General features: G+C 60.1%; 15 protein-coding genes. 1 reads left to right on the plus strand and 14 read right to left on the minus strand.

Going from position 1 to position 23,268, the window contains the following annotated elements; translation table 11 throughout:
- Positions 1-18 precede the first annotated feature (18 nt).
- The 4 genes from DDA898_RS14240 to DDA898_RS23720 form a co-directional block, all read right to left on the minus strand.
- Entirely contained in the window at positions 19-837 is an 819-nt protein-coding gene (locus tag DDA898_RS14240) for a hypothetical protein (RefSeq protein WP_152490689.1), read from the minus strand.
- 175 nt (positions 838-1,012) lie between these two features.
- A complete protein-coding gene (locus DDA898_RS14245) occupies positions 1,013-2,059 on the minus strand; it encodes a hypothetical protein (protein WP_161624727.1) in 1,047 nt (348 codons plus the stop codon).
- Positions 2,060-2,374: 315 nt separating this feature from the next.
- On the minus strand, positions 2,375-2,767 hold the full coding sequence (locus DDA898_RS23715; protein WP_050570269.1) for a hypothetical protein: 393 nt from the start codon (positions 2,765-2,767) through the stop codon (positions 2,375-2,377).
- Positions 2,743-3,561, minus strand: coding sequence for a hypothetical protein (locus DDA898_RS23720; RefSeq protein WP_236616672.1), 819 nt, complete (start codon positions 3,559-3,561; stop codon positions 2,743-2,745). The genes DDA898_RS23715 and DDA898_RS23720 overlap by 25 nt, the downstream gene beginning before the upstream one ends.
- Positions 3,562-3,804: 243 nt before the next feature.
- Here DDA898_RS23720 and DDA898_RS14255 point away from each other — a divergent pair, with 243 nt between their 5' ends.
- The gene (locus DDA898_RS14255; protein ID WP_038911521.1) at positions 3,805-4,350 is read left to right on the plus strand and encodes an NADPH-dependent FMN reductase; all 546 of its coding nucleotides are present in this window, start codon (positions 3,805-3,807) and stop codon (positions 4,348-4,350) included.
- A 45-nt stretch (positions 4,351-4,395) separates the two neighbouring features.
- Here the strand turns inward: DDA898_RS14255 and cobA are convergent, their stop codons facing one another.
- From cobA to DDA898_RS14305, 10 genes are all read right to left on the minus strand, one after another.
- Complete coding sequence (gene cobA / locus DDA898_RS14260; RefSeq protein WP_038911522.1) at positions 4,396-5,226, minus strand: uroporphyrinogen-III C-methyltransferase; 831 nt, start codon at positions 5,224-5,226, stop codon at positions 4,396-4,398.
- Positions 5,227-5,253: 27 nt separating this feature from the next.
- Positions 5,254-7,902, minus strand: coding sequence for a nitrate reductase (locus DDA898_RS14265; protein ID WP_038911523.1), 2,649 nt, complete (start codon positions 7,900-7,902; stop codon positions 5,254-5,256).
- Entirely contained in the window at positions 7,899-12,074 is a 4,176-nt protein-coding gene (gene nirB, locus DDA898_RS14270) for a nitrite reductase large subunit NirB (RefSeq protein WP_081639250.1), read from the minus strand. Before nirB ends, DDA898_RS14265 begins: the two co-directional genes overlap by 4 nt.
- A 12-nt stretch (positions 12,075-12,086) precedes the next feature.
- Positions 12,087-12,881, minus strand: a complete 795-nt coding sequence (locus DDA898_RS14275; RefSeq protein ID WP_038901589.1) for an ABC transporter ATP-binding protein — start codon at positions 12,879-12,881, stop codon at positions 12,087-12,089.
- 10 nt (positions 12,882-12,891) lie between these two features.
- Entirely contained in the window at positions 12,892-13,869 is a 978-nt protein-coding gene (ntrB, locus tag DDA898_RS14280; protein WP_038911524.1) for a nitrate ABC transporter permease, read from the minus strand.
- 12 nt (positions 13,870-13,881) lie between these two features.
- Positions 13,882-15,159 carry an ABC transporter substrate-binding protein gene (locus DDA898_RS14285; protein WP_038902721.1) on the minus strand — a complete coding sequence of 426 codons (1,278 nt, stop codon included), beginning with the start codon at positions 15,157-15,159 and terminating at the stop codon, positions 13,882-13,884.
- A gap of 472 nt (positions 15,160-15,631) precedes the next feature.
- Positions 15,632-16,918: a nitrate regulatory protein gene (locus DDA898_RS14290; RefSeq protein ID WP_038911525.1), complete on the minus strand. Its 1,287-nt coding sequence runs from the start codon at positions 16,916-16,918 to the stop codon at positions 15,632-15,634.
- 530 nt (positions 16,919-17,448) lie between these two features.
- Complete coding sequence (locus tag DDA898_RS14295) at positions 17,449-18,846, minus strand: efflux transporter outer membrane subunit (protein WP_038911526.1); 1,398 nt, start codon at positions 18,844-18,846, stop codon at positions 17,449-17,451.
- Complete coding sequence (locus DDA898_RS14300) at positions 18,846-22,013, minus strand: efflux RND transporter permease subunit (protein ID WP_038911527.1); 3,168 nt, start codon at positions 22,011-22,013, stop codon at positions 18,846-18,848. The genes DDA898_RS14295 and DDA898_RS14300 overlap by 1 nt, the downstream gene beginning before the upstream one ends.
- A 2-nt stretch (positions 22,014-22,015) precedes the next feature.
- Positions 22,016-23,161, minus strand: a complete 1,146-nt coding sequence (locus DDA898_RS14305; protein WP_038911528.1) for an efflux RND transporter periplasmic adaptor subunit — start codon at positions 23,159-23,161, stop codon at positions 22,016-22,018.
- Between the last annotated feature and the right edge of the window lie 107 nt (positions 23,162-23,268).

Here is a 23,268-nt window from a genome sequence, read left to right on the forward strand (position 1 = left end):
TATATTTATAACTTATATTTATGGCATTACCTGCTGCGTCAGCCGACCGGGGTTGGCCCGCACCAGACGCCACGGCAACACCGCCCACCCACCGTCGCCGCACGTTTTAGGATAATACGCCCCTGGATAAAAACGGATGCCCTCTGGTGTCAGTGACCATAAACCCTCATCCCATTCTTCAAATTGGTATGCACAAGACTCGTCATTCATCTGGCGGGGATAAAGTGCCCTTAATTGCGTTGTGATCCAGTCGATAAGGGTGACCCCGTGGTAAGTATCAAATGACTGGTTGCGCGTGATATCTAAGGGGGGCTTACGCAGCATCAGGACATCATCGATCGACAAAGGTCTGGCATCTTGAGTTAACAATGTACTGGCATCGTGAAAGGTGTACGGTGTGTCGCCATTACAGGCGCTCACCTCTGTTTTCAGATAACTGACCACCGATGGCGTAATCAACGAAAAAGACCACTCAGCGTGATACGCCAATGGAGATTGTCCCTTTTGTGCCTTAGACAGCTGCTGATAAGATTCCTGACACGCTTTTTTACGCTCCAGCATCAAGAACATTTCAGCGTTCAGTTTGTTATTGAGCCGGATACGCTGATTGGTCGTATAGCCGGAAGCGATTTGTGGGTAGGTAAATCCTGTTAGCGGATCACTCCACCAGATGACGTCGTAACCATTGATATTTTCCTGTTTTGCCACTGTCAGATCGGTATTCGTATAACGCTGGTAGGTATCAGGCTCTGACCAATAGAGCCATTGTTTAAACGGCGAAGCATGGGAGGAAGGAGCGGGGACATCGGCAAAAGCAGAGGTGAACACCATCCCCAAACAGGTAGCCACAATCCTTGCGGTTTTTATTGATAGCATCATATTACGTAAATAAATTAAGAAAGGAGAAAAGCACCATTCACCTGTTTGTACAAACCGCCACAGGTGAACCCAAAAGACCGTACCATTATATCGGTATTACATCCGTATCGCCTTCGCTATCTTACTGATATAATTAGGGAACCGTGACATATTGAAGACGGCCAGGGTGTTTATTCACAATGCGCCAAGGCACGACTTCCCACCCCTCGTCATCGCATACATCCGTGCCATCCGGCCGTAGCGGTTGAAAATAAATCCCTTCCGGGGTGAAGGACCAACGGGTGTTGGCCCATGTCTGCGTCGCGGTGTAATCACAGCCTTCACCGGTAGCGCCAGATGCGTGGGTCATTTTGGTCGGATACAATTGGGTAAACTGGCTTTTTAACCATTCAGGAAGACGTTCCTGTAAACGCATTTCACCATAGTCATCGCCATTATCGTACTCATCGCTCATCACTGGCACCGGAAGATCATCGAGCCAGAACAGATCAGAGAGCAACAGTTCTGGATAGTCCCTAAGAGTCGATGCGTCGTACCTGAGCGTTGACGTGTGAGTGAATACTCTGATTTGGGGTTGTTCATCATCCGGACACTGGAATTTTCCCGTCAAGGTATAGCTGACGGCGTTTGGCGACAACAAACCAATTTTGACCTTTAGCCCTCCCGCATTGACGCAGGTACTCATGCCAGACAAGGTACGCCAGAACATGTCGCGCAACATTGCATTTAATTGATTACGCTGCTCGGCCGAATAACCCGATGCCACCTGAAACATGGAGAAATGGGTAAGCGGGTCTTGCCACCACTCCACCGCGTACTTTCCCATCATTCCTTGTTTAACCATCTTTGGTTCATATCCCTGCTGGAAAAGGGCATCGTACGTTAATGTGTGATAGACCGTCTGCATAAATGGTGGGGCGCTGGCAACATCACTTTCTTCAGGAAAAAACTTAACAGGCGACAACACTACCGACACGGGTGCCGCATTGTTTTCACGCCACTCACCGTATAGTCGATTCCCCAATGAACCATGAAGAATTAATGTTTTTTCCACCCAAGGTGGAGGATCATCCGCACGATTGCCTAATTTCAGCACAATGCCTAATTCATTAACCAAGCCAGAGAGTGGACGAGTGACATGTTCAGAAGGGACAAAATAGCGGCTGGTTCTCGCTCTCATCCGATAACTTATCGTCTACAGTTTCTATCACTACTGGCGTTGATTACCCAGCGTTCCTTTATAGGTACCATGGTCTGTTGGGATGCTGGCCATACCCTTCATACAAACCAAGCCCAGCGCCAGCACCAACATCCTTGAGGTCAATGTTAATAAGTTCATATTAAGTAAATAGATAAGAAAGAAAGCGGATACTATAGCGGAAATGAACTAAGCGCCGTAATCAAAAACAAAACGGCGTCTCGTTTTATACGCGAGGGGAACGAACCTTGACTCCCCGGCCGGATATATCGCAAGCCGGGGTATACAGCGTAACACTCAGGGCAACGGCAAATCCTTCAGCCGTCCGGGGTGTTGTTTCACCACGCTCCACGGCACTACCGCCCAGGCTGCATCATCACAAACACTGTCGGATTCAGGAAAGGTCGGGTGGAAAAGGATGCCTTTGGCGGTCAGCGTCCAGGTCGAATACTGCCAGCGGTCTGGTTCACGATAATCACACTGCGTATCACCCCAGGCACCTTTTATGGTCTTCGCCATCTCAGCCGGATACATCGACGAAAGCTGTTCAACCAGCCAGGCTGGAAAAATATCGCCCCTGTCATCTTTAGATTCCGCCACCTCATCCGGTACGGGTGATTCATGAACCCAAAGTAGATCGGATAACGCCATACTCTTCGCATCACTCACCCGCAGATTGGCGCTGCGCATACCGGAGGATGCCCCATCCCGCCACAGAACATACTTCCGGAGATGGTGTAACTGACCGCCCGGGGAAACAACTGGCTAATCTGCATCTCTTCGGTGTATTTCCCTTGTTCTGGATTCGTTCCCACTATACAGCGGTAATGATTCAACACCTCCTGCCACAGCTCCTTACGCAGCGCCGTATTCAATCCCGCCAGCTGTTCTGCCGAATAACCGCTGCGTAACTGAAACGTCGTCATGCCGGACAGCGGATCTCGCCACCATTCCACGCTGTATCCATTCACGTTTTCCTGCTTCGTCATCACCGGTTCGGCCCCTTCATGCCGCAGGTATTCATAGCGTGAATGTTGATACGCCTGCTGCATAAACGGCGATGCTGTCGCAGGCAGTTCGGTGACCAGCGACAGCACCACCGGGTAGGCTTTGCCTTTGTCGTTGCGCCACTCGCCCTGCCAGGTTTTTTGATCGCGGCTGCGCAGCACTATCACCGGTATCGAATCTTTGCCAGCCAGCGCTTGTTGGTCATCCATAGCATCATCGCCTTCCGATAGCACCAGATTGCCCTGCGCATCCCGCGAGCCGGATAATGGAATATCCTTGCGGTATTTAGTATAGAAATAACGTCCGCTAATACTCCGGCTTCCCGGCTGATTGGGGTCGTTATTCAGTTCCACCCCGATGGCTGTATTACCTATCGTGCCGCGATAAACGGGAAAATCATCGTCAGCCTTAGCAACCCCTGCCAGAAAAACGACGCCCAGCGCGACTATCCTTGAGGCTAATGTGAATAAGTTCATGTTAACTATATGAATAAGAAAGGGAGTGGAGACTATAATTGAACTACTGCATTTCCACTAATCATAACGAATAACCGCCTCAGTAAATAAGCGCACATTGAATACTCCGATGATGCTCACCCATCACTCAATGGCATTTTCTCCTCCACGCTCTATGCTATGACGAGTCAGGGACAAACGGAGACGCGGTGTGCGCCGACGTTATCCTGGTGATTTTCTTTTCATACCAAAAAGGACAACACCATGAGTCATATCAAACTATTAGGTATTGCCGGCAGCCTGCGTAAAGCCTCTGCCAACCGGGGATTGCTGCGCGCTGCGCAGTCCGTGCTGCCGGCGGGCGTCACGCTTGAGATCGCCGACCTGCTGGACGTACCGTTCTATAACGCCGACCTGACCGAGGTTCCCGCTTCAGTACAACGTATCGCCCGTCAGGCCAGCGAAGCGGATGGCTTCGTGTTCGCCTGCACGGAATACAATTATTCGATGGCGCCGGCGCTGAAAAATATTCTTGATTGGATCTCCCGCCTGCCGGACACCAGCATTCTGAATGACAAGCCGGCCGCGCTGATGGGCGCCGGCGGCGGTATGGGCACTTCCCGCTCGCAGTATCATTTGCGGCAAACCTGCGTCTACCTGAATATTCATCCGCTCAACCGACCGGAAGTCTTTTCCAATGCTTTCGCCGGCGGCTTTGACGATCAGGGCAATCTAAAGGATGAAAAAATCACCGCGCTGATCGCCGATCAAATGAACGCGCTCGCCGATGCGATTACGAATAAAAAATAAATTACACCTGCATCAGGCTGCCGCCCGCCATCGGGCGGCAGTCGTTCACGCCGCCACCGTTCCCACCTTCATCATCGCCTCGCCGGCGACCGTCAGCGCCGAATGACGACAGAAACGCACCACTTCCCCCACGACCAACAGACTGGGTGACTGCGGCTGATAACGCGCCATCAGCGCCGGCAAGGTCGCCAGCGTGGCGGTCAGCAAACGCTGTTCCGGCTGGGTACCGCGCTCGATAATCGCCAGCGGCGTACCGGCGGGCAAACCATTGGCGATCAGTTTCTGGCACAGACGGCTGGCATGACTCAGCCCCATGTAAAACACCAGCGTCTGTTGGCCGACGCCGAGCGTTTCCCAGTCCAGCTGCGGTTCGCCGTCGCGGGCATGTCCGGTGATAAAGCGCACCGACTGGGCGCAATCCCGGTGCGTCAGCGGTAGCCCCACCGCCGCGGCGCAGCCGGTGGCGGCAGTGATGCCAGGCACCACATGGCAGGTCACGCCCTGCTGCTGCAGATAATCCATCTCTTCGCCGCCACGGCCAAAAATGAACGGATCGCCGCCTTTAAGCCGCACCACCCGTTGCCCGGCTTGCGCCAGTTCCATCAGCAACTGGTTGATTTGCGGCTGCGGCAGCGCGTGGTGCCCCTGCTGCTTGCCGACATCAATACACAACGTCTCCGGCTGAACCAACGCCATGATATCGGCGGAAACCAGCCGGTCATGGACCACCACGTCCGCCTGCTGAATCGCCCGCAGCGCCTTGATAGTCAGCAGTTCGGCGTCGCCCGGGCCGGCGCCCACCAGCCAGACATCGCCGACCAGCACAGGCTGGCGTTGATGGCCCTGCGCCATCAGTGTGTTCAGAATAGGGTTCATGTTGATGACTCCTTATCCGGGCGCGGCTCAGCCCGCCCGGCGTAATGTATCCGGCGTGGCATACTGTTGCAGCAACGCCTTCAGTTCCGGCACGCAGGACCCGCAATTGGTCCCGCATTGTAGTTGTTCGCCCAGTTTCGCCACGCTGTGGCACCCCTGACGGATCGCATCGATAATGCGCTGTTCTCCCACCGCGAAGCAGCTGCAAATGGTCGCCCCCTGCGGCGCTTCGCCCTGCGGCGCGCATCCGGCCAGCAGCGCCAGCCGATCCGACGTCTGCTGCGGCGGCGAGGCAAACGCCGCCAGGATCGTTTCACGCTCCAGCACAGGCCGGCGAACGTCGACATACAGCGCCACCGCCACCTGCCCCGACAGCCAGCCAACCGCGTGAAACAGGCCGCCGTCGCCCTGCGCCTGTTGATAGTCGACGCCGTCCAGTCCGTACTGCCGGGCCAACCAGTCGAGCCAGCGATCCGGCGTCTGTTCGCCGGCGATGGTGTAATGAGACACACCGTCGGCGGCAATGCGGCTCCAGTAGCCGCAATCCGGCGCCGTCACATCGCCGCGCACAAACAGTTCGCCGAACCAGGCGGCGGGCCAGCGTTGGATACGCACCCGCGCCTGCTTGCTTTCCGGCTGACCGGAATAGGGGTCGGTCACCGCCGCCACCAGGCTGTCTGCCCGCGCCTGCGCGCTGAACTGCCGGTTCCAGTGCATTGGGACAAAGATACTGCCGCGCTGCTGCCCGCGCTGGACCTGCGCCCGCGCCAGCATCCAGCCCGACTCGGCGCTGATGCGCACCAGTTCGCCGTCGTGAACGCCGGCATTGAGCGCATCCTGCGGATGGAGGTCGCAATAGGGCTCCGGCAGATGGCGCATCAGGCGAGGCGCCTTGCCGGTACGGGTCATGGTATGCCACTGATCGCGCACCCGGCCGGTGTTGAGCACCAGCGGATACGCGGGCGACGGCGGATTGACAGGCAGTTGCGGCGTGATCGCCAGCAGCCGCGCCTTACCATCCGGATGCCAGCAGCGACCGTCGGTATACAACCGCCTGGTGCCGTCGCCAGCGTTGGCGGTCACCGGCCACTGCACCGGTGTGAGTTGCTGCCATTGTTCATCGCTAAGCGTCGCCAGCGCGCTGATGTTGAACGCACGCTGTTCCTGATTCTCGAAACCGGACAAGGCGGCGTGTTCGCGGAAGATTTGCGCCGGGTGGCGATAATCAAACGCCTCGCCAAACCCCATACGCGTGGCGACCTGCGACACAATCCACCAGTCTGCTTTCGCCTCGCCCGGCGCAGGCAAGAACGCGCGTTGGCGGGAAATACGCCGTTCGGAATTGGTGACCGTGCCGTCTTTTTCTCCCCACGCCAATGCCGGTAACAGGATATGGGCGCATTCGGTGGTATCGGTATGGCGCATCACATCAGAGACAATCACCAGCGGGCAGCGCAACAACGCCTGCCGCACCCGATCGGCCTCCGGCATTGACACCACCGGGTTGGTCCCCATGATCCACACCGCCTTCACCTGCCCGGCTTCGATGGCGCGGAACAAGTCCACCGCCATCAGCCCCGGTGCCGAAGCCACCCGGTCGCTGCCCCAGAAGCGGCCAACCCGCGCCACCTCTGGCGGGCTGAACCCCATGTGCGCCGCCAGTTGGTTCGCCAACCCGCCCACTTCCCGGCCCCCCATAGCATTCGGCTGACCGGTAATCGAAAACGGGCCGCACCCTGCACGACCGATACGGCCGCTGAACAGATGCACGTTGATAATCGCGTTGCATTTGTCGCTACCGGAAGCAGACTGGTTAATCCCCTGCGAGTAGAGCGTGACTACCTTGCCGGTCTCACTGAACCACTGGTAAAAACGAGTGATGTCCTCGTGTCGTAACCGGCAGAATTCCGCCACCTGTTCTACCGTCCACTCATCGGCCGCCGCCAGCGCCGCTTCCACACCGCTAAGCGCGTCAGGTGGCGGCGCGGATTGCTGCGCCAGCCAGTGCAGCAATCCGTTAAACAACCCGGCATCGCTGCCGGGTGCCAACGGCAGATGTAAATCTGCCGCATCGCAAGTAGCGGTATGACGCGGGTCCACCACCACGACCTTCATGTGCGGACGCTGTTGTTTGGCCTGCATCAACCGCTGATACACCACCGGGTGCGCCCAGGCGGTATTGGAGCCGACCAGCACCACCAGATCCGCCTGTTCGATGTCTTCATAGTTACCCGGCACCGCATCAGCACCCAACGCCCGTTTGTAGCCGATGACCGCTGAGGCCATGCACAGCCGGGAATTGGTATCCATGTTGGCGCTGCCAATGAATCCTTTCATCAGCTTGTTGGCGACGTAATAGTCTTCGGTCAGTAATTGCCCCGAGCCGTAAAACGCCACCGCCTGCGGGCCGTGCTGCGCAATAATATCGCCGAGCGATTGCGCGACCCGGTCCAGCGCCTGATCCCAACTGACGCGCTGCCCGTCTACCAGCGGCCATAACAACCGCCCTTGTAGACTCAGCGTGTCGCCGAGCGCTGAACCTTTGACGCACAACCGTCCCTGATTCGCCGGGTGCTGGCTGTCGCCTTTTATGGTCACCCTCCCGTCCGGTTGCGCCGTGGCAATCACGCCGCAACCCACGCCGCAATAAGGACAAGTGGTGCGACAGTCGGTCATAACGCCTCCGCCATGTCGGTCGATATCACCTTACTCGGTTCATCAGCCACCCAGATACGATCCTGAACAACACGTACCGGCCAGACGCGTACCCGCAACTGACTGTCATCCGGGCTGACACCATCACACAAGCGCAAACGTTTTTTGTACAACGGCGAAATCACCACCGGCTCACCGGCCACGTCGCCGACAATGCCACGCGACAGCACGTTAGCACCGCTTCCCGGCTCCAGGTTATCGAGCGCGAACACGCGTGCCGCCTGGCCCGGTTGCGACGCCGGGAGATGGAACAACGCCACCTGGCGATGTCCGACTCGGGCTGCCATCCCCGCATTCGCCGGGATATCGCTGAGGAAACCGACGCACTGCCAGCCATCGGCCCCGAGGGTCTCGGATACGGTGATCGGTTTTTTCTCTTCCTGACGCGCCGGGCGAATCTGACCACGTTCGGGGACCATCACCACCGCCTCATCCGGGGTATCGCTGTTGAGGAAGGCGCGGAACAATGCCCGATTTTCGTCATGCGCCAGTGTGGTTTGCCACTCGCACTGGTAGCTGTCGACAACATGGCGCATCTCGCTTTCCAGCTCATCGGCAATCCCCAGGCTGTCGTCGATCACCACCTGACGCAGGTAATCAACGCCGCCTTCCAGATTATCCAGCCACACACTGGTACGCTGGAGCCGGTCTGCGGTACGGATGTAAAACATCAGCAGGCGGTCGATAAACCGGAATAGCATCTCGGTATCCAGATCGCTGGCGAACAGGTCAGCATGACGCGGTTTCATACCACCATTACCGCACACGTACAGGTTCCAGCCTTTGTCGGTGGCAATCACACCGATGTCTTTACCCTGCGCTTCGGCGCATTCGCGGGTACAACCGGAAACCGCCATCTTGAGCTTATGCGGTGAGCGCAACCCTTTGTAACGGTGCTCCAGCGCAATCGCCAGCCCAGTGGAATCCTGCACGCCATAGCGGCACCAGGTTGACCCTACGCAGGATTTCACCGTACGCAGCGACTTGCCGTAGGCATGACCGGTTTCAAAACCGGCGTCGATCAGTTCCTGCCAGATAGCCGGCAGTTGTTCCAGCCGCGCACCGAACAGGTCGACGCGCTGACCGCCGGTAATTTTGGTGTACAGGTGGTAGCGTTCAGCCACCTGGCCGATGGCGATCAGCCCCTGCGGGGTGATCTCGCCGCCGGGAATACGCGGCACCACCGAGTAAGTGCCATCTTTCTGGATATTGGCCAGGAAACGGTCGTTGGTATCCTGCAACGGTACGTGTTCGGGCTTCAGTACATAGTCGTTCCAGCAGGACGCCAGCATCGACCCGGCCAGCGGTTTACAGATTTCACAACCCAGCCCATGACCGTGGCGGGCGATCAGTTCGTCAAAACTGCGGATGCGGTTGACGCGGATCAGGTGGTACAGCTCCTGGCGCGAATAGGCGAAATGCTCGCAGATGTCTTTTTTTACCTCGATGCCCGACTGCTGCAACTGGTACTCCATCACCTGCTTGAGCAGCGGTACGCAGCCGCCGCAGCCGGTGCCCGCTTTAGTACAAGCTTTGAGCGACGCCAAATCAGTGCAGCCGTTGTCCACCGCCGCACAGATATCCGCTTTGCTGACGTTGTGGCAGGAGCAGATCTGCGCGCTGTCCGGCAACGCCGCCACCCCCAGCCCTTTCGGCGCCGCGCCGTCCAGCGCGGGCAGAATCAGGCTTTCCGGGTGCGCAGGCAAGGTCATGTCGTTGAGCTTCATCTGCAACAGCGTGCTGTAATCGCTGCTGTCGCCCACCAGCACCGCCCCCAGCAGCCGTTTGCCGTCCGCCGACACAATGATTTTTTTATAGACCTGATTCGGTTCGTCGTTCCACTGATAGCTCAGGCTGCCCTCGGTTTTACCGTGGGCATCGCCGATCGAGGCCACGTCCACACCCAGCAGCTTGAGCTTGGTGCTCATGTCGGCCCCGATGAACGTTTGCTCCTGCTGCGCCAGCCGGGCGGCGACGGTGCGCGCCATCTGGTAGCCCGGTGCCACCAGCCCAAATATCTGCCCTTGCCATACCGCACACTCGCCGATGGCGAAGATAGCGTCATCCGAGGTCTGGCAATGATCGTCAATCACGATACCGCCGCGCACGCCTATCTCCAGCCCGGCCTCACTCGCCAACCGAACGCGTGGGCGAATACCGGCGGAAAACAGTATCAGATCGGTTTCCAGCGACGTGCCATCGGCGAAGTTCATGCGGTGACGCGCCTGCTCGCCTGCCGTAATGGCGATCGTTTCTTTGCTGGTGTGCACATGCAGGTTCAACGCTTCGATTTTGCGCCGGAGCAACTGTGCGCCGCCATCATCCAGTTGCACCGCCATCAACCGGGGTGCGAACTCTACCACATGAGTCTCCAGCCCCAGTTGGCGCAGCGCATTGGCCGCCTCCAGCCCCAGCAGACCGCCGCCCACCACCACGCCGCTGCGCGATTCGCGCGCTTGGTCGGCAATCGCATCCAGATTATCCAACGTGCGATATACCAGACAGCCGGGGCGATCATTGCCTTTGATCGGTGGTACAAACGCATAGGAGCCGGTTGCAAGCACCAGGCGATCGTAAGGTGTTTCCTGACCATTCGCGTCGCGCACACAGCGGCGCTGGCGATCGATTGTCATCACCTGACAACCGGTACGCAGCTCAATACCGGTCTGCTCGAAAAAACCTTCACTAACCATCGACAGCGATTCGGCGCTGCGACCGGCAAAATACTCGGACAAATGTACCCGGTCATAGGCCGGATGGCGCTCCTCACCAAACACCACCACGTGATACTGTTGGTGCAGGTTGCGTTCCACCAGTTGCTCCAGAAAGTGGTGCCCGACCATGCCGTGCCCCACTACCACCAATACGGGTTTACTCATGACAGAAATCCTTACGGCCGAAGGCCGTATGTCTACTTCAGGAAAAGAAAGACCAAACAAAAGCGACGACGGTGCCGATGACAGCCTGGTCTCCATGGCCGCCAGCAGTTGCGGACTGTCGCTGACATGACCGAACAACAGCGCGCCGCATAACCGGTCGTCGCGGAATATCAGGCGGCGATAATGGCCGCCGAGCGGGTCTGACAGCGAGTGGAGCCGATCGCCCTCCTGCGGGTGCAACTCCCCCGCGCTCACCACGTCAATCCCGGTAACTTTTAGTCGGGTGGCCAGCGCCGCCGGCGCGTAATCCGCCACCGGCTGCTCCGCCAGCCGGGCGGCCAGCACGTCGGCCTGCGCCAGACAGGGGGCCACCAGCCCGACCGTTTCACCCTTCACTTCAGCGCACTCGCCGACTGCGCTGACGTATTCATCGGCGGTGCGCAACTGGCCGTCCGCCAGAATGCCGCGCCCGCACGCCAGGCCGCTGTCGCGAGCCAGCTCACACACCGGTTGTACGCCGGTCGCCACCACCACCAGACCGGCGGGCAGGCGCGTGCCGTCAGCCAGTTCGACCGCCTCCACCTGCTTGCCGCCGGACAATTCATTACCGGACAATTCGTTACCGGATAATGCCTGAATCTGCACGCCGGTCAGGCAACGGATACCGCGCTCATGCAGCCGGGTGCACAGCAGGCCGCTGGCGGTGGCGTCAAGCTGACGCTCCATCAGCCGGGCGTGGCGGTGCAGTAGCGTCACCGTGGCGCCTTGCAGGCGCAGCGCGGCGGCGGCTTCAATGCCCAGTAATCCGCCGCCGATCACCACCACCGGCTTTCCCTGCCGCACCGCCGCCCACATCCGCTCAACGTCATCCAGCGTACGAAAGCCCATCACGCCCGGCAGGTCGATGCCCGGCAGCGGCGGCATAAACGGGCGGGAACCGGTGGCGAACACCAGTTGGTCATACGCCAGACGACGGCGATCGGTGATCACTTCCCGCGCGGATCTGTCGATACGCAATACCGACTCGCCGGTCAGGGTGGTCACGTCCATGGTTTCCGGCGCCGGTTCTAGCTGCGTGTCCTTAAAGCTTTTCTCTCCCCCCAGCACCGACGAAAGCAGCACGCGGTTATAGCTGTCGCGCGGCTCGCGATCGATGACGGTGACGCGGTAGCGTTGCGGTGCCAGTTGCCCCAGTCTCTTTACCAGCCGGACGCTGGACAGACCGTTGCCGATAATCACCAGATGCGCGCTCATCGCTTCCTCCCGTCAGGCCGCGTGCGGCTGCTTCTCATACAGGAAATGCAGCACCTGCTGGCGGTACTGGTGATAACGCGGGTCATCCGCCAGCGCCACGCGGGAGCGCGGACGTTCCAGCGCCACCGTCATGATCTCGCCCACCGTGGCCGCCGGGCCGTTGGTCATCATCAGCACCCGGTCGGAGAGCAACACCGCTTCATCCACGTCATGGGTGATCAGCACGATGGTGGTGTTCAGCCGCTGCTGAATTTCCATCACCGCGTCCTGCAAATGGGCGCGGGTCAGCGCGTCCAGCGCGCCGAACGGTTCGTCCATCAGCAGCACTTTGGGTTTCATCGCCAGCGCGCGGGCGATGCCCACCCGCTGCTTCATGCCGCCGGAAATCTCGTGCGGGCGCTTGTTCAGCGCGTGCCCCATGTGCACCAAATCCAGGTTATGGACAATCCACTCGTGCATTTCCGCTTTGCCCATCTGGCCGCGGAATACCTGTTTCACCGCCAGCGCCACGTTGTCGTAGGTGGTGAGCCACGGCAGCAGCGAATGGTTCTGGAATACCACCGCCCGCTCCGGCCCCGGGCCGTCGATTTCGCGGTTGTCGCACAGCAGGCCGCCGCTGGTCGGCAGCGTCAGCCCGGCAATCAGGTTGAGCAGCGTCGATTTGCCGCAGCCGGAATGCCCGATCAAACTCAGGGTTTCCCCGGTATGGATATCGAAACTCACGTTATCGAGCGCCACGAACGAGCCGCTGGCGGTGGAAAAACGCTGACTGACCTGCTGAATACGAATAATCGGTTGATCGCGCATACGTTTCTCCTTAACGGGTTTCATAGCTGAAGCGTTTGGCCAGCAACATCAGCCCTTGCTCAAGTAACAGCCCGACCACGCCAATCACCAGAATGGCGATGATGATGTTGGGCACGTTGAGGTTGTTCCACTCGTTCCAGATCCAGAAACCGATGCCGATGCCGCCGGTCAGCATTTCCGCCGCCACGATCACCAGCCAGGCGATGCCGATCGACAACCGCACCCCGGTCAGCACGCTCGGTAGCACCGCCGGCAGCAGGATTTTGCGCATGATGGTGAATTCGGACAGCTTCAGCACCCGCGCCACATTGAGGTAATCCTGCGGAATCTGGCGCACGCCCTCGGCGGTGTTGAGGATCATCGGCCAGATGGAGCAGATAAAAATGGTCCAGCTGGAAGCCGGCTCGGCGCGCTGGAACAGCAGCAGGCCGATAGGCAGCCACGCCAGCGGGCTGACCGGACGCAACAGCGAAATAATCGGGTTGAACATCGCCGCCATAAACCGGAAGCGGCCAATCAGGAAACCGGCGGGAATGCCCACCAGCGCCGCCAGCCCGAAACCGATGCCGACACGTTCCAGCGACGCCAGCACGTTCCAGCCGATGCCCTGATCGTTAGGGCCGGCCACGTAAAAGGGGTCGGCAAAAATGCTCTGCGCCGCCAGCCAGGTCTGCCACGGCGTCGGGAAACCCTTGCTGCTCAGCGCCGCCACCTGCCAGACCGCCAGCAGCAAAATCATGCCGACGCCGCCCGGTAACAGCCGGGACAGCCACTGGCTCAGGCGCGGCCGCCAGACGGCGCGCGGTAAAACTGCTGCCGGTGTCGGCGCAGCCACGCCGGCGGTTTCAGGCAAGGCGATAACGGTGGCGTCGGTCGCAACAGCGCGATGGTCGGGCGTATCAGTACGGTAGTCCGGCGTATCAATGTGGTAGTCCGGCGTATCAGTCGGTTCCGGCACGATCGAAAGAATCTGGGCTTGCGTTTTCATGGTCGCTCTCCGTTACTTTTTCACGCTGAAGCTGTTGGCATAACCGGCCGGATCGCTGCCGTCCCAACGCTTACCGTCAATCAATACGCTGCTGCGCATCTCGCCGGACGGCAGCGGTACATTGCCGACCGCGCTGGCCGCCTGTTTGTAGATATCGATGCGGTTGACCTGACGGGCCACCGCCTGATAGTCCGGCTCCTGCGCCAGCAGACCCCAACGTTTGTGCTGAGTGAGGAACCACATCCCATCCGACAGGTACGGGAAATTCACTTCACCGTCGTGGTAGAAACGCATGGCGTGCGCGTCCTGCCAGCGTTTGCCCGCGCCGTCGTCGTATTGCCCCAGCATACGGCCGGCAATCGTCTCCTCCTGGGTGTTGACGTATGCACGCCCGGCGATAACGCGCGCGGTTTCGCGCCGGTTGTCGTCCGAACTGTCGATCCAGCGCGAAGCGTCCAGTACTGCCGCCGTCAACGCGCGGGCGGTATTGGGGTTGGCGTTAACCCATTCGGCGGTGGTGCCGAGGACCTTCTCCGGATGATCCGGCCAGATATCCTGCGACGTGGCGGCGGTAAAACCGAGGCCGTCGGTAATGGCGCGCTGGTTCCAGGGCTCGCCGACGCAGAACCCGCTCATGTTGCCGATCTTCATGTTCACCACCATCTGCGGCGGCGGCACCACCACGGTGCGCACGTCGTCAAACGGATTGATGCCGGCCGCGCCCAGCCAGTAATAGAGCCACATGGCGTGGGTGCCGGTGGGAAACGTCTGGGCGAAGGTGTAAGTCCCCGCCGGGCTGGCGGCAATAAACCGTTTCAGGCTGGCGCCATCGGTCACGCCCGCTTCGCGCAGCTTATTGGATAGGGTGATCGCCTGACCGTTGTTGTTGAGGGTCATCAGCGCCGCCATATTGTGCTGCGGCCCCGCTGCGCCTGCCTGCAACCCGTACAGCAGCCCGTAGAGCACATGCGCCGCGTCCAGTTCGCCGGACACCAGCTTGTCGCGCACCGCGGCCCAGCTTGCTTCCTTACTCGGCACAATGGTGATGCCGTATTTCTTGTCAAAGCCTTTTACCGACGCCATCACCACCGAGGCGCAGTCGGTCAGTGGAATAAAGCCGATGCGCACTTCTTTCTTCTCAGGGGCATCGGAACCGGCCGCCCAGGCGCAATTCATTATTCCCGGCAGCAGCATGGCGCCGCCCAATGCGGCGCTCCCCACCAAAAACTGACGTCGGGAAAACACGTTTGTTTGGTTATCGGTTTTTTTATCGGTTGTGGAATCACTCATCAACGACACCTCGGCAACCCGCCATTCCGGCGGTAAAAACAAAAAGGCGCCCATAAGCCATGCGAAAATCGCACGCTTATGGGCGCCTTTGCCCAGCGCTTTCCCGTACCGCCATTAGCACGGAAAAGTCGCAGTGAATTGTTACCGGAGATGAAGCAAGGTGTGTGCCAACCTGTCAGATATCCCTGTGACCTGACAGTGCATTGAGTAAACCGTCCATGCCGCGCCGGATAACCGACGTGTCCCCATAAGGCTATTCTGCTCGCCGGAGGCGCAGCAAATATTGAGCTGGATCAATTCAGCCGGGATATCCAACAGATTGTAAAAACGGCCAGTCGTCCGTACACGCCCCGGCAAAACGAGGGAAAAAACCGCCGCGGCTGCACCGTTATCTGGCAAATCACGCACGCTTTATGTGCATTCAGCGCGTACGAACTCGGCTCACCACCGTGCGGCAGAGCGCCGCCGCCGGTCAGGGCGTATCCTGAAAAACATCCGCCACCGCCAGCATGGCGTTGGCAATCTCGATCAGTTTCTTGTTCTGGTTCATCGCCATACGGCGCAGGGTTTTATAAGCCTCTTCTTCGTTCAGCCCTCGGTGCTGCATCAGCAACCCTTTGGCTCGATCGATTTGGCGGCGTTCATCCAGCGTCGCGCGCATCGCCGCCAGTTCATGATCCAGCGCCTGCAAGCGCCGCGCCTGCTGCTGCACCAGCGACAGCAACGAACGCCCCAGTTGCGGCCGTACGCCGTCGCTGTCGAGCCAGCCGCCTTGCCCGGCGGTGCTCTGTTCCATCTCCGAGCGAGCGATAAACACCGAGTAGCTGTGATCTTCGCCCTGCTGCGCCATCAGGCTGGCGACATCCGCCTGCTGGTCGAGACAGGCCTGCTCGGCGGCGGCGATGCGGTCTCGGCACAGCTGCATCAGCGTCTGCGCTAGCCGATCCTCGATCTGTTTCATGGCGTCGATGCGCGCCGTCGCCAGCGCGAACCACTGCAGACCGCCTTCCAGCGGCAGGTTGTCCGGCACGCGGGTACACGCCACGCGACGCAACCGTTCAAACTCCCGATCGGTCGGCAGCGACTGCCAGCGCTCGCGGCTGGCGTCATCGGCAAAATTGGCGAAGGTATCGAAACAACGCTCCTGACGATCGATCAAATCCAGCAGCGTTTGCTGGATGCTGACAGGGAACTCACCGGCGGCAAACGCAGCGGCGCCGACCGCGCGCTCCTGCCCGGCCAGTTCCTTGCCCTGCATGAAACTGAACATCGCCACCAGCGCACGGGCGATCACCGGCTCCGCCGCGGTGTCCGATACCTCGAACACCAGCGTCAGCAGGTGACGGATAATGTCGTTAAACACCGTCATCGCGTCCGACTGCGCCAGCGCGCGCTGGCGCATCTGCTGGCGCAGCGACGGCAGCAACCCCAGGGTGTAAACCACGCTGGCGGCGCGGCTGAATAGCCGGCTGGCCTGCGGCAGCGATCCGGCGCGGCGCGCCAGATCGTCCAGTTGCTCCATGAACTGCCACTCGGCCTGTTGCACATCCTGCTCGCGCTGCGGCAATTCATCGGCACATAACCGCCCGTCCGAACACAGAAACAGGTTAGCGGTTCCACGCTCCCGCTGTAGCATATGTACCAGTTGACTGATGCGCCCCACCAGTTCGCCGCTTTGCAGCAAACCGCGCAGGCTGTTCAGCTCACACTGGCGCGATGCCATCAGAAAACGAATTGTCGTTGAAGGGTCCGCTATCATTCTCTCTTCTCTCCACACGGCATGTGATGCGACCATGCCGTCATACGATTACGCTGTCATACAGCCACGCCGTCATACACCCATGCAACGGTATAGACATGCAAACCGTACGCCATCCTGACTTTACGGCACAGCGCCGCCGCGGTAAGCGACCCGATGGCGTACCATACCGAAAGCGTTTCCCTGGCATATTTTTTTATTATTACGCGACGTCTTTTACCTGATGCCGACGCGGCTAACAGCCATTTCGCCGCGAGACGAGGCATGCGTCGCCTGATTTGATAAATACCTGGTTTGATGAATAGCAGAGTCTGGTAGTCCCAAACAACTGATGAATAGCGCAGAACCTCAGCGAGTGAGCGCTACGCCAATATAGTAAAGGATACAGGTAACAATAACCTACGGTTTCCTGGTTAACCGCACAATTAACGTACATCCCGGCAAGATGACCCGCTGCCGCCCGTTTGTCGGCACGGCAGCGGAATTCGGCAGGCAACGTCGGGAAAGAATACCCGCTCTGCCGAAAAAAATTATTTCACCCCGCCGCCCAACACATTATACAGCGTGATCAGGTTATCCAGCCGCGACTGCTCCAGGCTGAGCAACGTCTGACGGGCGCTGTACAGCGTGCGCTGGGCATCCAGCACATTGAGATAGGTATCGACCCCGGCGCGGTAGCGGTTGCTGGCCAGTTGATAACTGCGTTCGGCGGCGGTCGCGTAGTCGCGTTGCGCCGCCTGTTGCTCATCAATCGTCCCCTTGCGCGCCAGCGCGTCGGCCACTTCCCGAAATGCGGTCTGCAACGTTTTCTCATAACTGGCGACATAGCCCTGCTTCTCCGCTTCGGCATAGCGCAGCGCCGACAGGTTGGCGCCGCCGGCAAAGATCGGCAGGCTGACGGACGGCGCCAGCGACCAGACGTGCGCGCCGCCGCTGAACAGCGATGATAATGCCTCGCTGCTCAGGCCGTTGCTGGCGGTCAGGGTAATGCTGGGAAAGAACGCCGCCCGCGCCGCGCCGATATTGGCATTGGCCGATTTCAGGGTATGTTCCGCCGCCTGCACATCCGGGCGGCGCAACAACACGGCGGACGAAATACCGGCCGCCACCGGTTTCACCGCCTGCGCCAGCGACGCCACATCCGCAGGCAACAACGCCTCCGGCACTGAACGCCCGGCCAGCAGGTCCAGCGCATTCTTATCCTGCGCTTCGGTGGTCAGCGCGCTGGCGACGTCCGCCCGCGCCTGCTGGTAGACGGTTTCCGCCTGCGCCACATCCACCGCCGACGCCACGCCGTTACGCAACCGACTGCGGGTTACCGCCAGCGACTGCCCGGCGCTCTCCATCGTCTGCCGCGCCAGCGTCAGATTGCTGCGAGTGGTCGCCAGCGCCACCCAGGCGGTAGATGTATCGGCAATCAGCGTCAGCCGGGTACTGGCGGCGGTGGCGGCGCTGGACAGATACGCCTCCCGCGCCGCGCCGGTCAGGCTGCGATTTTTGCCAAACAGATCCAGCGTAAAGGCGCTGGTGGACAGGCTGGCGCCGTAGCTGCTGCTCAACACCGTCCCGTTGCCGCTGCTGCTTAACGAACGGCTGCGATCGCCATCCATCCCGGCGTTGATGGTCGGCAACAGCGCCGCCCGTTTTTCGCCAAGCTGCGCCCGCGCCGCTTCCACATCGGCAATCGCTTTGCGCAGGTCCCGGTTATCCGACAACGCCATGTCGATCACCTGACGCAGACGATCGTCCACCAGCACCTCGCGCCACGGGATATCATCCACCGGCTGGCGAGCCGTCGCCGCCGCCTGATAAGCCGCCCCTTGCGGCCAGGCGTCAGGCACCGGCGCGGACGGCCGCTGATAGTGCGGATCCAGCGAACAGCCGGATAACAGCATGGCGCCGGTCAGTACAGTCATGATAACGCGCATCAGTTTTCTCCCTGCGTAGGCGTAGGCATCGAGGTTGATGGCGATGTTGGCGCGTGGCGACCGGGGAACACCCGTCTGACCAGCACAAAGAACATCGGCACCAGAAAAATCGCCAGCACGGTGGCGGTCAGCGTACCGCCGACAATGCCGCTACCGATGGAGATACGGCTGTTGGCGCCGGCGCCGGTCGCCACCGCCAGCGGGAACACCCCGGCGATAAACGCCAGCGACGTCATCAGCACCGGCCGCAGACGGGTGCGCGCGCCTTCCAGCGCCGCTTCATACAACGTGGCGCCGTGCCGGTAAGCGGCTTCGGCGAATTCCACGATCAGAATGGCGTTCTTGGCCGACAGGCCGATGGTAGTGAGCAACGCCACCTGGAAATAAACGTCGTTTTCCAGCCCACGTAATGTGGCGGCCAGCACCGCGCCTACCACCCCGAGCGGGATCACCATCATCACCGAGAAGGGGATGCTCCAGCTTTCATACAAGGCGGCCAGACACAAAAACACCACCAGAATCGACATGGCATAGAGCGATATTGCCTGCCCGCTGGCCAGCCGTTCCTGATAAGAAAGCTCACTCCAGGCAAAGGTGGTGCCGGCGGGCAGCGCGCGCGCCAGCGCTTCCATTTCGTCCATCGCCTTGCCGGAGCTGACGCCAGGCGCGCCGGCGCCCTGAATTTCGTAGGACGCCAACCCGTTGTAACGCGACAGGCTTTCCGGGCCATAGCTCCAGCGGGTGGCGGCAAAGGCGGAGAACGGCGTCATCACGCTGTTGCCGCTGCTGTCGGTGCCACGCACAAACCACTTGTCGAGATCCGACGGCTGGCCGCGCGAGCCGGCGTCGCCCTGGATATAAACTTTCTTCACCCGACCGCGATCGATGAAGTCGTTGACGTAGGTGCCACCCCAGGCGCTGCTCAGCGTGCTGGTGACATCGCTGATCGACAGCCCCAGCGCCCGTACTTTGGCGTAGTCGAGATCCACCTGCAACTGCGGCATCTGCACCAGATCGTTGGGCCGCACCGCCGTCAGCCGCGGATTTTTCGCCGCCTCCGCCAGCAGTCGATCGCGCAACGCCAGCAAACGGCTGCGATCGGTATTGCCGGTGGCCTGCAGTTCAAAGGTAAAGCCGTCAGACTGGCCCAGCCCCTGCACCGCCGGCGGCGACATGGTGAACACCTGAGCGTCGCGAATGGCGGACAGCGCTTGCATCGCACGATGGGCGATGGCGGTAGAGCTGTTCGCGCTGCCGGGGCGCTGGCTCCAGTTCTTCAGCGCCACGAACGCCATCCCGGCATTCTGGCCGCTGCCGCTGAAGTTGAAACCGGAAATCACGAAAATCGCCTCAACGTTGTCTTTCTCTTCGCTGAGGAAGTAGTGCTCGATGTGCTCCCCCACCTTGCTGGTGCGGGTTTCGGTGGCGCCGGCCGGCAGGGTAAACTGCACCATCACGTCGCCCTGATCCTCATTAGGCAGAAAGCCTCCCGGTAGCCGCAGGAACAGCACGCCCATTACCACAATCACCAATCCGTACAGCGCCAGATAACGCCACGGGCCGGTGATGACGTGCGCCACCCGCCCGGTATAGCGCTGCTGTAAGTTTTCATAGCCCCGGTTGAAACGGGCAAAAAAGCCGTTACCGTTCGACGGCGTATGCGCCGCCGGTTTCAACAGCGCCGCGCACAACGCCGGCGTCAGCGTCAGCGCCACCACCACCGACAGCAACATGGAAGACACGATGGTGATGGAGAACTGCCGGTAGATCACCCCGTTCGAGCCGCCAAAGAACGCCATCGGCAGAAATACCGCGCTCAGCACCAGCGCCACCCCTACCAGCGCGCTGGAAATCTCGCGCATCGACTGTTCCGTGGCCGCCACCGGCGACAGCCCCTGATCGCGCATCAGCCGCTCGACGTTCTCCACCACCACGATGGCGTCATCCACCAGCAGGCCGATCGCCAGCACCATGCCGAACAGCGTCAGGGTATTGATGGAGTAGCCGAACACCGCCAGCACGCCGAAGGTGCCCAGCAATACCACCGGCACCGCCACCGCCGGAATCAGCGTGGCGCGCAGGTTCTGCAGAAACAGAAACATCACCAGCACCACCAGCGCGATGGCCTCAAACAGGGTCTGCACCACTTCTTCCACCGACACCTTGATAAAGTCGGTGCTGTCTTTCGGGTAGGACACTTCGTAGCCCTGCGGCATCTGCGGGGTGAACTCCGCCACTTTGGCCTTCACCCGCTCCGCCGTCGCCAGCGCATTGGCGCCGGACGACAGCATCACCGCGATACCGGCGGCAGGGTGACCGTTCAGCCGGGTGGTGGTGGTGTAATCCTCGTTGCCCAGTTCGACCCGTGCCACGTCGCCAAGGCGCACCAGCGCGCCGCTGGATTCGCTTTTGACGATGATGTCGCGGAACTGCGCCGGGGTTTTCAGCCGCGACTGCGCGGTGACGGTGGCGGTCAATTGCTGATCGCTGCTGGCGGGCTGCGCGCCGATTTTCCCGGCCGACACCTGGGTGTTTTGCGCTTCGACCGCGGAGGAAATATCAGACGGCATCAGGCTGTAAGCCGCCAGTTTGGTCGGGTCCATCCAGATACGCATCGCGTACTGGGAACCGAACACCTGTACGCTGCCGACGCCCTCGACCCGAGAGAGCGGGTCTTGCAGGTTGCTGACCATGTAGTCGGCGATGTCGGCGGCGGTGCTTTTATCGGTGGTGTCGTACAGCGCCATAATCAGCAGGAAGTCCTGCTGGGACTTAGTCACCGTGATGCCTTGCTGCTGCACCTCCGTAGGCAGGCGGCTGGTGGCCTGTTGCACCTTATTTTGCACCTGCACCTGCGCGGTATCCGGGTTGGTGCCCTGCGTAAACGTGGCGGTAATGCGCACATCGCCGCTCGAATCGCTGGATGAAGAAAAATAGAGCAACCCGTCCAGCCCGGTGAGTTGCTGCTCAATCACCTGGGTAACGCTGTTTTCCAGCGTATCGGCGGACGCGCCGGGGTAGCTGGCTTTGATGGCGACGGAGGGCGGCGCCACGTTCGGGTATTGCGCCACCGGCAGCGATTCAATCGACAGCGCGCCCGCCAGCATGATGACAATGGCGATCACCCAGGCAAACACCGGGCGATGAATAAAGAAACGGGAGAACATGATCAGCGAGCCTCCGTGGTGCGCGGCGTCGCCGAGTCAGACCGGGCGCTCTCCTCAACGGCGGTGACCTTATCACCCACACGCACCTTGTCGGTGCCTTCGGTCACCAGCCGGTCACCCGCGTTCAGCCCCTGGGTGATCAGCCAGCGGCTACCCATCGCCTCGCCGGTTTCCACCTCTCGTTGTTCCACCACCTGCTGATTATTAACCACCAGCGCATAGGCATTGCCTTTGGTGTCGCGCAGGATGCCCTGCTGCGGCGCCAGAATGGCGTCGGGTACGCTGGTGGTTTCCACCGTGGCGCGCACAAACATGCCCGGCAGCAGCATATGGCCGGCGTTGGGGAACTCGGCGCGCAGCGTCACCGAACCGGTGGCCTCATCCACCGCCACTTCCGCCAGTTTCAACACGCCCGGCTGGCTGTAAAGCTGGCCGTTTTCCAGCGTCAGCGTTACCGCCGCCTGCTGCTGTTTCTGATGCGCCAGCAGCGCCAGCCGCTGACTGCTGGACTGGGTGAGGTCGACGTAGATCGGGTTCAACTGACGGATAGTAGCCAGCGCGGTGGTCTGGCTGGCGGTGACCAGCGCCCCCGGCGTCACCGATGAAATACCGATGCGGCCGGAAATCGGCGCGGTAATGCGGGTATAGGCCAGGTTGATTTGCGCGGTTTTCAGGGCGGCGGTCTTTTCCGCTACGCTGGCGACATCCTGTTCATAGGTGGCCTGCGCGTCGTCCGCATCCTGTTGCGACACGCCCTCTTCTTTCAACAACCGGGCGTAACGTTCGGCTTTCAGTTTGGCTGAGCGCACCGTGGATTGAGCGTTTTTCAGCGCGGCGGCGGCTTGATCCACCGTCGCCTGATAACTGGCCGGGTCGATCTGATACAGCACCTCTCCGGCTTTCACTTCGCTGCCTTCGGTAAATAACCGTTTCTGGATAATGCCCTCCACCTGCGGGCGCACCTCGGACACCATCGCCGCCGTCACGCGGCCGGTCAGTTCGCTGTGCAGCGTCACAGGTGCGCCATGCAGCGTCTGCACGGTCACCGCCACCGGTTGCACCGCCTCGGTCGATGAGGCGTTTTGCTCACAGCCGGTCAACAGCACGGTGAACATACCGGCTGTTACAATAAAGATTTTCCTTCGCATCAAGCCCTGTCCTAAGATTGAGAATGAACGTTCATTCTCAATATAAAAAATTTGACGTCAGACTTCTTATAAAATTTGCAAGGATAGCGTTAGCAACGTTATCCAGG

This window comes from Dickeya dadantii NCPPB 898, from assembly GCF_000406145.1.
Classification (GTDB): domain Bacteria; phylum Pseudomonadota; class Gammaproteobacteria; order Enterobacterales; family Enterobacteriaceae; genus Dickeya; species Dickeya dadantii.